Source organism: Thermoactinomyces sp. CICC 10523, assembly GCF_016055105.1.
In the GTDB taxonomy this organism is placed as follows: domain Bacteria; phylum Bacillota; class Bacilli; order Thermoactinomycetales; family Thermoactinomycetaceae; genus Thermoactinomyces_A; species Thermoactinomyces_A daqus.
Genome location: NZ_JAECVX010000011.1, coordinates 45,944 through 59,184, shown reverse-complemented (window position 1 = coordinate 59,184; position 13,241 = coordinate 45,944). Strand labels below are relative to the sequence as shown.

The 13,241-nt window shown below is 46.0% G+C and carries 16 protein-coding genes; all 16 read left to right on the top strand.

Annotation, left to right across the window (positions count from 1 at the left end):
* Positions 1-67 precede the first annotated feature (67 nt).
* Positions 68-937: a helix-turn-helix domain-containing protein gene (locus I8U19_RS13395; protein ID WP_198056154.1), complete on the top strand. Its 870-nt coding sequence runs from the start codon at positions 68-70 to the stop codon at positions 935-937.
* Positions 909-2,225: a replicative DNA helicase gene (locus I8U19_RS13390; RefSeq protein ID WP_033100787.1), complete on the top strand. Its 1,317-nt coding sequence runs from the start codon at positions 909-911 to the stop codon at positions 2,223-2,225. The genes I8U19_RS13395 and I8U19_RS13390 overlap by 29 nt, the downstream gene beginning before the upstream one ends.
* Before the next feature lie 5 nt (positions 2,226-2,230).
* A complete protein-coding gene (locus I8U19_RS13385; protein WP_033100788.1) occupies positions 2,231-2,596 on the top strand; it encodes a hypothetical protein in 366 nt (121 codons plus the stop codon).
* Between the two features lie 170 nt (positions 2,597-2,766).
* Positions 2,767-3,198, top strand: coding sequence for a RinA family phage transcriptional regulator (locus I8U19_RS13380; protein WP_033100789.1), 432 nt, complete (start codon positions 2,767-2,769; stop codon positions 3,196-3,198).
* A gap of 74 nt (positions 3,199-3,272) precedes the next feature.
* Entirely contained in the window at positions 3,273-3,548 is a 276-nt protein-coding gene (locus I8U19_RS13375; RefSeq protein ID WP_152568527.1) for a hypothetical protein, read from the top strand.
* Positions 3,549-4,096: 548 nt separating this feature from the next.
* A complete protein-coding gene (locus I8U19_RS13370) occupies positions 4,097-4,447 on the top strand; it encodes a hypothetical protein (RefSeq protein ID WP_033100791.1) in 351 nt (116 codons plus the stop codon).
* Positions 4,448-4,529: 82 nt separating this feature from the next.
* Positions 4,530-4,790 carry a DUF3846 domain-containing protein gene (locus tag I8U19_RS13365; RefSeq protein ID WP_033100792.1) on the top strand — a complete coding sequence of 87 codons (261 nt, stop codon included), beginning with the start codon at positions 4,530-4,532 and terminating at the stop codon, positions 4,788-4,790.
* A 733-nt stretch (positions 4,791-5,523) separates the two neighbouring features.
* On the top strand, positions 5,524-5,904 hold the full coding sequence (locus tag I8U19_RS13360) for a hypothetical protein (RefSeq protein WP_198056153.1): 381 nt from the start codon (positions 5,524-5,526) through the stop codon (positions 5,902-5,904).
* Positions 5,904-6,317, top strand: coding sequence for a DUF488 family protein (locus tag I8U19_RS13355; RefSeq protein WP_198056152.1), 414 nt, complete (start codon positions 5,904-5,906; stop codon positions 6,315-6,317). The genes I8U19_RS13360 and I8U19_RS13355 overlap by 1 nt, the downstream gene beginning before the upstream one ends.
* Positions 6,317-6,544 carry a hypothetical protein gene (locus I8U19_RS13350; protein WP_198056151.1) on the top strand — a complete coding sequence of 76 codons (228 nt, stop codon included), beginning with the start codon at positions 6,317-6,319 and terminating at the stop codon, positions 6,542-6,544. The genes I8U19_RS13355 and I8U19_RS13350 overlap by 1 nt, the downstream gene beginning before the upstream one ends.
* A 13-nt stretch (positions 6,545-6,557) precedes the next feature.
* On the top strand, positions 6,558-6,800 hold the full coding sequence (locus I8U19_RS13345) for a hypothetical protein (RefSeq protein WP_198056150.1): 243 nt from the start codon (positions 6,558-6,560) through the stop codon (positions 6,798-6,800).
* Positions 6,801-6,868: 68 nt separating this feature from the next.
* Positions 6,869-8,188, top strand: coding sequence for a putative antirestriction adenine methyltransferase (locus I8U19_RS13340; RefSeq protein WP_198056149.1), 1,320 nt, complete (start codon positions 6,869-6,871; stop codon positions 8,186-8,188).
* Positions 8,140-9,072 carry a ParB/RepB/Spo0J family partition protein gene (locus tag I8U19_RS13335; RefSeq protein WP_198056148.1) on the top strand — a complete coding sequence of 311 codons (933 nt, stop codon included), beginning with the start codon at positions 8,140-8,142 and terminating at the stop codon, positions 9,070-9,072. The genes I8U19_RS13340 and I8U19_RS13335 overlap by 49 nt, the downstream gene beginning before the upstream one ends.
* A gap of 2 nt (positions 9,073-9,074) precedes the next feature.
* On the top strand, positions 9,075-9,620 hold the full coding sequence (locus tag I8U19_RS13330; protein ID WP_198056147.1) for a phage terminase small subunit-related protein: 546 nt from the start codon (positions 9,075-9,077) through the stop codon (positions 9,618-9,620).
* Positions 9,592-11,010: a phage terminase large subunit gene (gene terL, locus I8U19_RS13325; protein ID WP_198056146.1), complete on the top strand. Its 1,419-nt coding sequence runs from the start codon at positions 9,592-9,594 to the stop codon at positions 11,008-11,010. Before I8U19_RS13330 ends, terL begins: the two co-directional genes overlap by 29 nt.
* 4 nt (positions 11,011-11,014) lie before the next feature.
* On the top strand, positions 11,015-13,237 hold the full coding sequence (locus I8U19_RS17695) for a phage minor head protein (RefSeq protein WP_198056145.1): 2,223 nt from the start codon (positions 11,015-11,017) through the stop codon (positions 13,235-13,237).
* Positions 13,238-13,241 lie beyond the last annotated feature (4 nt).

Genomic DNA, 13,241 nt, shown 5'->3' with positions numbered 1-13,241 from the left:
TAAGATATGCTGGTGACCCGATAGGTGTGACATTCGCTCATGGCGTGATTTTAAAGGGGTTTTAGACATGAACTATTTGTTGGAGATTAGGGCATTTTATGACCGGCTTGAGGTAAAACCATTGTCCGCATCCGCGATTGCACTGTGGCACGCCTTGATGCACACATGCAATAAAACCGGATGGGCAGAAGAGTTTTCCGTAGCTGTCACGGTGCTATCTCACAAATCCGGACTATCAGAACGAAGTGTTGCAAATGCAAGAAACGAGTTGAAAACAAAGGGGTATATTGACTTCAAATCCCGATCGGGGAACCGATCAGCCATTTACAAATTAAACCGCTTGTCTGCAAATATTGCCGACAAATTTTCCGACAGTGTTTCCGACAATCTTTCCGCCTCTGCTTCCGACAGTGTTTCCGGCAATCCTTCCATATTAAATAAACAAAACAAAACGAAACAAAAAAAAGATCATCGTCGCAAGTACGATGATGATTCTGAGTATATGAAAATGGCAAAGTACCTGCTGAGGAAGATCCATGAATGGAATCCAGATTATGAAGCCAAGAACATGCAAAAATGGGCGGATGATTGCCGAAAGATATTGACCATCGATAAACGGGATAAAAAGACGATTGTTGCTGTGATTGATTGGGCGACCAGTCACCACTTTTGGCAAAGCAATATTCTTTCACCCGAAAAGCTAAGAAAACAATTTCAAACCTTACTGGCGCAGATGAATAGCAGAAACGGCAATGTCGTTCGATTTCCTGAGAGAGATCGTGCCAGAGAGCAAAAGGAAATCAGCGAACAGGCAAGGATTATTGCCTTTAATCGGTGGGTGGCGGCAGGACACAGTCCTGAAGATATAAAGGGATTTCACGCATGGTTAGAGAGGGGAGCTGATCCAAATGAACTTGGAACAGCTAAAAATCATTGAGGCCGAACAAGCTGTGATTGGTTCGGTCTTGATTGACAACAAAGTAATGGATGATCTGGCTTTTCTGTTGGAAGCGAGGGATTTTAGCACTTTTGCCCATGAAATGATTTGGAAAGCCATGCTCTACATGCATTCAAACGATAAAGTGATCGACCCGATTACGCTTACTGAAATGCTGGTCATCTACAAACGTTTGGACGAAGTTGGAGGGGTTCCTTACTTGAATGAACTGGCCGCAGCCGTCCCGACTTCCGCAAATGCCAAGCACTATGCCGAGATCGTGAGAAAGCGGTCGATCCGGCGGCGTGTCGCTACCGTCGGTGAACAAATCAAACAATTAGTCCTTCAGGATCAATTTGAGAATAATGAAGATCTGTTCAGGCGAATTGAGCAGTTGGCCGATTCTGTCAGGCCAGGTATCCGAAATGACCTGGTTCATATCAAGGATACCCGGAAAGACTATATGGACTACTTGAGACAAAAAGATGACCTGATTCTTACCGGTTTCAAGCAATTTGATGAATGGATGGGTGGACTGGGGCGAGGATGGCTTTATATCCTTGCCGCCCGGCCATCTGTTGGGAAGACGGCAAAAATGCTGAAAATGGCAAGAGGAATCGCAGCGCAAGATCATGGAGCGGTGGCAATCATCAGCCAGGAAATGAAAAAAGAAGCCCTTTATAACCGTATGATTGCCTCCATCACGGGAATCCCTGTTAACCGGTTGCGGTTGAAAAAGCTAACCCCCACGGAATTTGAAGAAGTGGATCAAGCATTTAATCAGCTTGAACAGTTGCCGCTTCATATTGCCGATGGGAAAGCCGTCACAATCGATGAAGTCCGGTCGATGGCCCGGCAATTGAAAAGGAAATACGGTCGATTGGGAGCGATCTTCATCGACTACCTGGGCATCATGAATATTCCTCAACCAACAGGGATGACAAGGGCGCAGGCGGTCGGGGAAGTCAGCAAAAAAGCCAAGAACTTAGCAATGGAAGTGGATTGTCCGTTGATTATGCTCGCCCAAATGAACCGGGAGGGCAAAAAAGCGCTGAAACCATCGTTAGAACACCTTAGGGAAAGTGGCGATATTGAACAAGATGCAGATGTCGTGGAGTTTCTTTGGGAGAACCCGGAGGACATGAATCCCGGATTACACTTGATCGGAGCCAGGGTCGTTCAGTCTTTCATTGCGAAAGGGCGAGATATTGGAGTAAACGAGTTTCGATATGCTTTCAAAGGTTGGATTCAGGACTTTGTTGATTTGCCACCATTAAAGAAAGAGTGAACGATATGACGGGATTTCATATTCCGCCGATTACAACAGATGAGCAATATGTTGAATACTTGGAACGGATCGTAAAGGGGGCACAGTATTTAGAAAATCCACTGATTAAGCCGGAGGATTACGCAAAAGGCATGAAGCTGTATGACGCTCTTTGTGAAAGAGTCTTGCAATACGGGGGAGATCATTTGAATCGTTGGCATGTTTATAACTGGTTAAAATATCGGTTTTTAAATTCCAATGTTAAGCCGGCAAGAGACGAAGTGTTATCCACTTTTCCGGAACTCTCTCCAGAGGAGATTGACGAGGGAATTGCCGAGTTCGAGAACTCAATTAGATGGAAAGGGGTGGGGAACGATGGGGAAAAGACATAAAAGGATCAAACAGCTTTTAGAACTGGAAGAAGCCAAAAAGAAGAAGCATCTCTGTGCGGGTTGTGTATGGCTTCTTACCGGGAAGGTCTGCATGTTCCATCATTGTGTAAAGCAGGAAGGTTGGACACTTGTTCGATACAAAACTTCTTGAACCAAGGGAGTGGAGCAGGATGGGAGTGCCGAGAGAAGAAAAATTGAAAACAGGAACCTTCAAACATATAGAGTCTGAGCTTTATTCTTATTGGGATACGGTAAAGGAAGTAAGAAGATTAAGAGCGGAGATTTTACATTCAACCCCGTATTTTGAGAATATCGGCGGTGGGAGAACCTCTCTTCCCAGTGACCCAACGGGCAAAACCGTTACTCTATTAATCGCCCACCGGAGGATTGAGCAGTTAGAAAAAATTGTAGAGGCGATCCGTACCGTTTATGACCGATTACCCGAAGAGAAAAAGAAACTTGTTCAACTGAAATACTGGACAACCCCTCAAGAACTTACATGGGAAGGGATTGCCAGACAAATTCCTGTGAGCAGGCGAACCGCTATTGCCTGGAGAGATGAAATCGTGTTGCAAATTGCGAATCAACTGGGTTGGAGATAGTGTAAGATATGATTTTGACAAAGGATAAATACCTAAAAAGCGAAGTTGGAGACAAAGATATGGAGGCTGGGCGAATGAAATTGGCAGAGAAAAACATATATGCGGGAAGCGAAAGTTCTCTTAGAATCATCGCACGTAAAGGCGAAAAAGAGGTATTGGTGAATAAAGATGAGTTGAAATGGCATGAGCTGGGTGGAAGACATGCGGTTTTGACACTAGAGGAAATCGCAGCACAGTTAATCTCTCTTGGGTATCATCCTGTGTTCTATGTTGGATGGAGTTGGGTGTTTCCGGAACGATTTATAGCTATGGGAACTATGATTCTCCTTTATGGGTTGAACATGGAATAACCCGGGGGTATGCATGAACTGGAACGTGTAGAAGAGGGAAGCCAGGGCACAGAATCAGCAACAGTTATAAATGTTGATGCTCTAAATCGCTCTGTCCCCTATATCTCTAAAAAGATGGTGTAGTTTCGCACCTTGATTGCACTTTTGGGCTTATAAAATGTTGTAATATGATATTGGAAGTCGGAGTAGCGGTAAACCCATTGCATACATACGTCGCCACTTTCTTTATTTCGGAAGGGCGGCGTTTTCTTTTGCTATGGTGATCACGAAAATGAAGCCAGCCTTGGTCGAAAGGTAACCAAGGCATGCGCGGGTTAGTCAGGCCCGCTTGGCTTCAATCTTTATTATACAGTAAAAATAGTAATTTTAAGAGCGGAATAGTGAATGTTGGCGTTATTCAACCAATGATAGTGTATTCAATAACACCCTTATGTATGACTTTTTTAAAAAGTTTAACTATGTATTAGGATGATAATAGGTCAAATGACCAAATCATCACGGAAACAGCCTAGTCAACTGTTTCCGAAAACACAGAAAGGGTGTTGTTGATGAACCAATCATGGATTGATGTATGGTACCAAGCTGCGCTTCAAAATACTTGGGTTCGGGAAGCGCACGCGAAAGATCCGTTGCTCAAAGACGATTTTTATGAGTGCAACGGTCTCGATGAACTGTTCAAATGGGTGAAAAGCAGGCAGTCAACCGGTTCTGCTTTTTACTACGATGACATTTGCTTTATCAATGTCGGAATGGAAGGCGACGGTTTTGACTGGATGGTCTTGAAACAAGGGGATGTGTATTTGGAATATTACACGCCTCCTCGCAATATGGACAAGTACGATTTTTACAGACTCATTCAACGCATTGAAACCGAAACGCTGGAAGAATTCTGGAGATAAACACGCGGGAACGGGGGCCGGTGGGATTCCACCGTCCTCCTTTCAATAGAACGGCATTTTCATACCTGAGGGGAATGTCATGATGAGCGGAAATCAAAAAGGTGAATTGGTCCGGATCGTGGTCAAGGAGCCATTCAAAACGTATCAAGTGATGGAAGTTCCAAAAGGGAACTTTGAGCGGCTTCGTGAAATCATTGGCTGCACTTACTTGGACTTTATCAATCTGGGTGCTGGATTGACAATGGCCATTGATGATTGTGGAAAGCTGGATCGGAAGCCAGCCAATCTGAAACCAAGAAAACCCGGTGTGAACGATGTGTTCTTTGGCACTGTTATTTCATGAATGATGAGTTTCGATCGTTGACGGATGACGAGATCGAGATGTTGTTATCGACATTACCGATTCATTTTCACTCTGTTACTGAAGAAGAAAACAAACGGATTGACCCGGATGACTATATCGAAACTCATATCATTGTTTGGTGAGGGTTCGACCAGACGAAAAAATGTGGATTTCAGGCCGATGGCGGTTGCCGTCGGTTTCTTAAAATAAAAAGAAGCCAGCCTTGGTAGGAGGACCAAGGCATGTCTGCGGGTTGGTCAGGCCCGCTTAGGCTTCGTAATTTTAAGTATATCAAAAGTGTAGATAGAGTTGGACAGTGTATGACGAGTTACCTATGAGTATCTATGTGTATGAAATTTTTAAATAGAGCGGTAATAAAGTAGGATGATAATAGATCGATTTACCAAACCGTTAATCAATCGGTGAAACGGCCTGGTCAACGGGCAACACGTAGGAGGGTGTTGAAAATGACGGAAAACTCGAATTGCTCATCTGCCATTCCTTACTGGAGGAAGTAGAAGATGAACTGCACATCCAATGTTTCGAAGATGCAGGGGTTTTAACCTACAACAAAGGGCTGGTCATTCGGACGAAAGATGGATCAGAATTCCAGGTAACGATTGTTCGTTCTCGTAACGGAATGGCCTGATCGTCCTGAGAAGCAGCCAAGTAAAAAGTGCGGGAAGGGAGTGGTCACCCTTTCCGTTTCATAACACTGACGAGGGTGTTAAAGATGAAAAAAGATTGGAAGAAAGTTTGGTATCAGATTGGAATGAACAATCCTTGGATCAGCGAAGCATACGACCCGGAATTCTCGGTTGACATGCTGGCTGAGTGTAAGGATCAAGAAGACTTGTGGGAGAATTTGTCCCACGGAAACTGGTGTCTGGGACAGGGCTTTTATTTGGGCGAGATTTGCTTCATCAACCAAATCAATGGTGGAGACGAATGGTTGGTGATCAAACAGAATCTTCCCTTTGAATCCTTTACAGTTGGTACGATGGGCAAAGAAAAGTTTCTGCACAACCTGAAATGTATTGAAAAAGCAACGCTCGAACAATGCAGGCGGCTTGAATATACGGACGTAGAGCTGGAAGAGGAGGAAGCTGTTTAATGTACACCTCCAACTTCGCAAACGTGCAAAAGATCGTTGAAGCAGGGCTGAGGCCGGTGGCAATCTCCATCGGCCTTCCTAAAACGTATAAAGGCGAACGTGAGTTCCGGTTAGCTCCAACATGGGCCATGCTGAAAATGACGCGTGAAGCATATGATCGGATCTTTCTCAAGAAACTCGCCAGTCTTGATCCGGTTCAGTTATATCAATCGTTGGGAGAAGATGCTGTACTTCTCTGTTTTGAAAAACATAACGACTGGTGTCATCGGCGACTAGTGGCGGAATGGTTCGAGTCAGCACTTGGCATTGTGGTTCCTGAGTTTGGTTTTGATAGAAGCAAGACGCTTCCTTATTGCCAGTGTGGCATAAAAAAGAAAGACAACGATTCCGATATTCAAGGAAGTCTGTTCTAATGAGGAAGAAAACGGAACTGGCAAAGGAAGCCTACAGGAGCGGCAATGTGAAGAAAGCGTTATGGATCGCAAAATCTTTTCGGATTGGTCTGAGCAAAGATGATCGGGATAAGATCGTGCGGGCATATGAGTGTTTGGTTCATCCCGACTTTTACCTTATGCTCGGGAAGTCCCCAGAAGAAGAGATTGAGAAAGGCAAAAGGGTTTTCGAGGAAAAAATTCTTTAATGGAGCGGACAATATGCAAAATCAATTTCTTTATGAAGTGGTTTCGGAGTTTAGGGTAGAGACATTTGAATCAACAGATGAGTTAACGGCGAAATATGAACGATCCGGTTATTGGGAATCGCGAGTAACAAGAGAAGAATTACACCATCAGCCAACGTTGTGGGGTTTCAACGGTCCGATGTATGGTGGAATCAGAGACGGAAAAATTGTGATTCGATATGAATCGTCAAGTGTTTATGCGGCTCTTTCAATATAAATAAAGGGAAGTCCCTGGGATCAATTCTCAGGGATTTCTTATTTGTTAAGGGCAAAGGGTGTGGATGGATGTTTGTGGGCAGTATCAATCAAGATTTGCGCTGTTTGGTGTCAGAGGTTACAAGAGGATGGGATACCCAAGATGTTTATATCGGCTGCTCGGGCAACTTCACGATTGAGCGAATCTTAAAGAATCGAGGATTTAATTTGTACGGAAATGACGTCAGTTTATATACCTGCACCATCGGGCATCATCTGGCCGGGAAAGATTGGGATATCTGTGTTAAACACGACGGTTGGAAGTGGTTGGAGGAGTACATGCAGGATGGAGTGAGTCGGATCGCAACGCTCCTCTTAAGTACAACCATGTTAGATGGATTGAACCGGAAAGAGCCTTTTTTCATGCGGAGGCGCGAAGCATACCGAAAACAATGGGGTCGCCTTCATAAAGAAACATGCGAGAGGGTATTGAAAGGGATCGAGGGAGTTCACCTGGCTGATTTTTGGCCCGGTGACGTGGTAGAGTGGGCTCTCATCGCACCAAAAGAGGCCGGATTTATCAGCTTCCCCCCTACCTATAAAGGCGGATATGAAAAGTTGTATAAGGCATTCAATGAAGTATTTGACTGGAACGAACCGTTCTATGAGATTTTCGATAAAGACCGATTGAAAACAATGGTTAAATATGTGAAACAGAAAAAATGGTGGATGATGGCTCGTGATGAGCCGATCGAAGGACTGGAGGAATATGAAGTCGGACGGGTGCAAACTTCGCTTCGGAGCAAGCCTGTCATTGTCTATGCAAATAAAGCACCTTTGCGGATCACGATGCCGCATCAGAAAACGCAAATCGTGAACATTCCCCGGTTTACTGAGAAAGACGTGATCACGGAGAATTCAAAGCTGTCAATTATGAAGATTACCCAGGGACAGATGAATACATTGCGGAGTTTATATTTAACCCCTGGGATCGCGCCTGCATCTGCGACATTGAATCTGGCTGTATTGATTGATGGTAAGTTGATCGGGGCGATCGGTTTGTCCCGTCCCCAGCATGGGCAAGGTGGGGCCTATTTGATGACTGACTTCGTGATCCGGCCCGTGACATATAAGCGGCTTTCCAAACTTATTTTGGCAGCCGTTTTGAGTAAAGAGGTCAAGCTGATGATTGAACAGGCCATTAACAGTCGTGTACAAATCATTGGTACGACCGCTTTTACCGACAAACCCGTTTCAATGAAGTATCGGGGGTTATTTTGGTTGCAGAGCCGAAAGGAGAATCCGAGTCGGCTCAACTATTGGGGGGAGGCAGGAAAATGGTCGCTGGAGGAGGGATTCCAATGGTGGCTGAAAAAGCATGGCAAATTGACCAGATCAACGAGCGGATGACCGGCCCCTATAAGTTAAAGATCATTTCGATTGATGAATGTGAACTTCTCGAAAAGAACGCTCGATACATGAAAAACGAGACCTTTCAAAACCTGGTTAACAATATCAAGCGGGATGGGGGATTATCCTCTGTCCCTTTTTGTTATCTGACGGAAGAAGGAAAGTATCGGGTTTTGAGCGGCAACCATCGGGTACAGGCGGCGAAAGCGGCAGGATTTACTGAAATACTGATCATGTATACAGACAAACCCATGACCAAAGATGAGCAGATTGCCGTCCAGCTTGCCCATAATTCGCTGGTGGGTGAAGATGACCCGGTGATTTTGCAGGAGCTGTACAACGAGATTGAGGATTTGACCCTTAAATACTATTCGGGACTGGATGACAAGGTATTGCAACAGCTTGAAAAAGTTCAAGTGTCGGGATTGACCGAAGCGCAATTGGATTACTTGTCTCTCTCCTTCGTCTTTTTGCCGGAGGAAGCAGAACGGCTTGTGGAAGTGTTTGAAAGGGTGAAAAATGAGCTTGCTTCCGATGCCATCCTTGCCCGGCACGCCGAATACAGCCGCCTGCTTGATGCCGTAGCGAAAACGCAGGGGGCGTACAACATTCACAATGGGGCCACTGCGTTAATGCTTATACTTGATGTGTTTGAACGACACCAAGCTGATTTAAAGGCGGGATGGCTGGATGAAGACGGAGGTGTCATTCATAAGAGCTTTGTTCCGATCTCAAGTATCTTGGGAACCGACATGATTCCTGCACCCGTTGCCGTAATCCTCCATCAAGCAGTGGAGAAAATGATGTCAACAGGCGAGATTACGAATAAGAACAAGTGGCAGGTATTGGAGTATTTATCAGCCGACTATCTGAGTGGTGAATAGAGATGTCCATCAAACCTTGGGAGAGACAGCGGGGTGAGAGCCAGAAAGCCTTTGAAGCGTTCGCTATTTACCGGGATATGGGATCGACCCGGAGTATACAGAAAGTAGCCCAAAAGTTAACCAAAAGTGAGGCTCTTCTCAGACGTTGGAGTGCAAAGTGGAATTGGGTGGAACGGGCCAAAGAATATGATCTGGAGATGGATCGGCAACACCGCCTTCAACAAGAGGAAGAGCGGCGGAAAATGGCAGAACGTCATGCGAAACAGGCCATGATGTTTCAAAACAAAATCCTGGAACGGCTTCGGACACTTGATCCGAATCGATTGACTCCCGCTGATTTGATTCGCTGGTTTGACATCGCTGTAAAAGTGGAGCGATTAGCCAGAGGAGAGTCAACCGAAATTCATGAAGTGGAGCATAGCGGGCAGGTGGATCAGCGTGGAAACGTTAGAATCCAGCATGAAATCCTTACCGATCCGGAGTCAAGGGAGCTGGTTAAACAGCTTTTCCGGAGAGTTTATGAACTTAAACGAATGGAGTCAAATTGATTGGTTCGTCCTTGAAATGGAATTGGTTCGTCATGATTATTCGGTTTACATCGAATATGTCCATCATGGTCAGTATATTCCCTCCCGCCATTCCGATCTCATTTGTAGGAAACTGGAACAGGTGGAAAGGGGCGAAGTGGATCGTTTAATGATTTTTATGCCTCCGCGCCATTCCAAGTCGATGACCGTTTCGGAAACATTTCCTTCATGGTTCATCGGGAGGAATCCGGAAAGGCGTGTCATCTTGACTTCCTATGGGGAAACGTTAGCGAGGAAATTCGGAAGAGCGAACAAACATAAGATCGCGGAGTTTGGAAAGAAGATTTTTGGAATCGAGTTATCCCAAGACAACAGTTCCGTTACGAACTGGGATATCCAAGGCCATCGTGGCGGAATGATTTCCGTTGGGATTGGCGGAGCCCTCACCGGGCAAGGTGCGGATCTTCTCATCATTGATGACCCGATTAAGAACAAACAAGAAGCAGAATCGGACACGTATCGGGAAAACATCTGGAATGAATGGCAAAACACGTTGAGAACCCGTTTACAACCCGGAGGGAAAGTGATTTTGATTCAAACCCGATGGCATGAGGATGATTTGGCTGGAAGGTTACTTCAATTTGAACCAAGTCGATGGGAAATTCTTTCGTTGCCAGCGGTTTGTGAGAATGAAAATGACCCCCTTGCCAGGGCGATTGGGGAACCGTTATGGCCGGAGTACGGGTTCGACGAGAAATGGGTGGAAGAAACGAGACAATCCGTTGGTTCCCAAACCTGGGCGGCCCTGTTTCAACAAAGACCTTCCCCCGCAGAGGGAGCAATATTAAAACGGAAGTGGTGGAGGTATTATCGCCAATTGCCAAGCCGGTTTGATGAGGTCATCCAGTCATGGGATTGTACCTTTAAGGATAAGAAAGACAGCGACTATGTGGTCGGACAAGTATGGGGACGGATCGGGGCAGATAAATATTTGATCGATCAGGTTCGGGGACAAATGGATTTACCGGCAACGATGCAAGCGATTCGGGGATTATCTGCCAAACACCCGTATGCATACACCAAGTTGATCGAAGATAAGGCCAATGGCCCGGCAGTGATTCAAATGCTCCACCACGAGATTCCGGGACTGATACCGGTCAATCCTGAAGGTGGAAAGGAATCCCGAGCGGCAGCCGCTTCCGTTGACTTGGAAGCGGGGAACGTATTTATTCCCGAACCAAGTATTGCCCCATGGATTCATGATTTTGTGGAGGAGTGCGCAGCCTTTCCCAATGGGAAAAACGATGACCAAGTGGACGCTTTTTCACAAGCCATGATCCGGTTCCGACAGTTTGAAGCGCCGGAACATGTCGTGTTGCCCTCAATTAAGGGGTGGGCTATGAGGAGGTGAGGAAGTGTGGATTCTAGATAAATGGAGATCATGGCAAGCCAGAAGGCAGGTAAGAAAGTATTTTACCGATCTTCGGCAATCGCTGACGAAACGATTGGAAAGCGGTCGTCAGACTGGGAATCAATGGGGGAAGCAGTTTGGTTGGTATGATGGATTCATCAAGCGGGACGAATTACGCCAGAAGAACATCATGGAAACGCTGAGGCTGATTCGAGATATTAACCCGGATGCGAGCATGGCGATTTGGAACTTCCTTCGCTTGTCCAATCAAGGCCATACCCTGGAATGTGTAAAACCAACGGGATCTCCTGATAAAACAGGACTGGCCTATTTAAATGATTTGTCGAGAAGAATAGGAAAGCTTTACGCCGGAGGAACGGATCAACTGGTGAATGTATTGAATCTGTCCGGATTTACCCAAGGGGCACTGGCGTTGGAGGTCGAGTTAAATGAAAGTCTGGATGATGTGGTGGATTTCCATGCGATCGATCCTTCGTCCCTAGATTTTAGACGAAAAGAAAATGGGGAAGTCGAATTGGTACAACGACAATCGGATGGCACATACAAGGTATTGAACCGGGAACAGGTATTTTACTATCCCATTGACCCGGATATTGGTGACCCTTATGGTCGTAGCCCAATTCTTCCGATCCTACAAATCGTATTTTTTCAGGTAGAGGTTTTACGAGATCTCAAGGCGGTTGCCCACCATCAAGGGCATGCGCGTTTTGATATTTCCATCGCTGAAAAAGCGATTATGGAAAACTTGCCTCCTTCAATCATTGCTCAGGGCCCCGATGCCGTTCGTACCTTTGTCATGAATTACATCCATGAAATTGAGCGGGGATTTAAGGACTTACAGCCTGATGATAATTTCTTTCATCCGGATTCGGTTACTATTTCGATGGTAGGAGGAACCAATGGGCAATCGATCGATGTGACCAAAATCATTGATGTGATCAACCAACAAGTGGTAACCGCATTGAAGCAACTCCCAATCCTGCTCGGAAGGAATGAAGGGACAACGGAGACGCACGGCTCCATTCAGTGGCAGATTTACGTTGCGGGAATCGAGTCCATCCAGCGTGGGGTTAAGCGGGTGCTGGAACAGGCATATAACTTAGCTCTGCAAGTCCAAGGAAGGCAAAGTCGGGCAAGGATCACTTTTAATAAATTGCGGACGACGGATCGGTTACTGGAAGCACAGGCGGAACAGATTGAAACGCAAACCAAAATTGCTCAGATTCAGCAAGGATGGTTCACGAACGATGAAGCAGCGATGGAAATGGTGGGGCATGAAGCGGTGAATGAGCCGCAGCTGCCGACTTCTTCACCGGTAGTTGGGGGCCGATCACACCGGATACAAATCAAGCGTGTGCCGAAAACGAGAAAAGAGGAAGAAGATGAGTTTGTCAAAGAGATCCAAACTTCGTGGTCTTCTGATGTGGCCCGGTTAACAAGCAAGGCTGTTCAAGCAATCCATAAGAGGTTGGAGGCCCAAGTTGAAGCGTACATTCAGCGGCTACGAGAGGCGAAGCAATTCCCCACTCGTTTTTTATTGACAACTCGAGTAGATGACGATCATCCCTCATCGGAGTTTGAAAAGTGGGTCATGGTCAGCATTCTTCATGATGCCGATGTACAGGTCGATAAATGGGAGACAGTATTAATGGAATGGATTCAACAGGTGGCAGAAGAAGCTGGAATGGCAACATTACTGGAATTAGAGGTGGAGATGGATTTCGATGCTCGCGATGAGCAATTGCTTCGATGGCTGTCCAATCGGGCTTATGAATCGGCAAACCTCCTTCAGCAAACAACCGACCACGAGGTGATCATGACCCTGTGGGATGTGGTCGTCCTTGAGGGGGAGTATTCGATCGATAAAGCGGAGGAAGCATTGCGGAATTCCTTTGCCTTTAGCAAAGAACGAGCCAGAACGATTGCCCGGACGGAAATGATTTCTGCGGCCAGGGCGGGCCAATTTTATGGGGACAAACAGTCTGGAATAGTGGTGGGGAAAGAATGGTTTGCGGCTCATCAAGATCGCACCCGCCCCTGGCATTTAGAGGCGGATGGTCAGAGGAGGCCATTGGATGAACCATTTGAAGTAAATGGCGAAAAGTTGATGTTTCCAGGAGATACATCTCTTGGAGCGACGGCAGATAATATCGTGAACTGTCGCTGTGGCTACTTTCGGATTTGGAGAGGGAAGAGAAAGGGGTGAAAAA

Bases quoted from the DNA above. Each gene is read 5' to 3' on its own strand.
- I8U19_RS13360 (WP_198056153.1), top strand. From the start codon at position 5,524: ATGAAAAAAGATTGGAAGAAAGTTTGGTATCAGATTGGAATGAACAAT.
- I8U19_RS13355 (WP_198056152.1), top strand. From the start codon at position 5,904: ATGTACACCTCCAACTTCGCAAACGTGCAAAAGATCGTTGAAGCAGGG.
- I8U19_RS13340 (WP_198056149.1), top strand. From the start codon at position 6,869: ATGTTTGTGGGCAGTATCAATCAAGATTTGCGCTGTTTGGTGTCAGAG.
- I8U19_RS13390 (WP_033100787.1), top strand. From the start codon at position 909: ATGAACTTGGAACAGCTAAAAATCATTGAGGCCGAACAAGCTGTGATT.
- I8U19_RS13365 (WP_033100792.1), top strand. From the start codon at position 4,530: ATGAGCGGAAATCAAAAAGGTGAATTGGTCCGGATCGTGGTCAAGGAG.
- I8U19_RS13375 (WP_152568527.1), top strand. From the start codon at position 3,273: ATGAAATTGGCAGAGAAAAACATATATGCGGGAAGCGAAAGTTCTCTT.
- I8U19_RS13395 (WP_198056154.1), top strand. From the start codon at position 68: ATGAACTATTTGTTGGAGATTAGGGCATTTTATGACCGGCTTGAGGTA.
- I8U19_RS13330 (WP_198056147.1), top strand. From the start codon at position 9,075: ATGTCCATCAAACCTTGGGAGAGACAGCGGGGTGAGAGCCAGAAAGCC.
- I8U19_RS13380 (WP_033100789.1), top strand. From the start codon at position 2,767: ATGGGAGTGCCGAGAGAAGAAAAATTGAAAACAGGAACCTTCAAACAT.
- I8U19_RS13385 (WP_033100788.1), top strand. From the start codon at position 2,231: ATGACGGGATTTCATATTCCGCCGATTACAACAGATGAGCAATATGTT.
- I8U19_RS13345 (WP_198056150.1), top strand. From the start codon at position 6,558: ATGCAAAATCAATTTCTTTATGAAGTGGTTTCGGAGTTTAGGGTAGAG.
- I8U19_RS13335 (WP_198056148.1), top strand. From the start codon at position 8,140: ATGGTGGCTGAAAAAGCATGGCAAATTGACCAGATCAACGAGCGGATG.
- I8U19_RS13370 (WP_033100791.1), top strand. From the start codon at position 4,097: ATGAACCAATCATGGATTGATGTATGGTACCAAGCTGCGCTTCAAAAT.
- I8U19_RS13350 (WP_198056151.1), top strand. From the start codon at position 6,317: ATGAGGAAGAAAACGGAACTGGCAAAGGAAGCCTACAGGAGCGGCAAT.
- terL (WP_198056146.1), top strand. From the start codon at position 9,592: ATGAACTTAAACGAATGGAGTCAAATTGATTGGTTCGTCCTTGAAATG.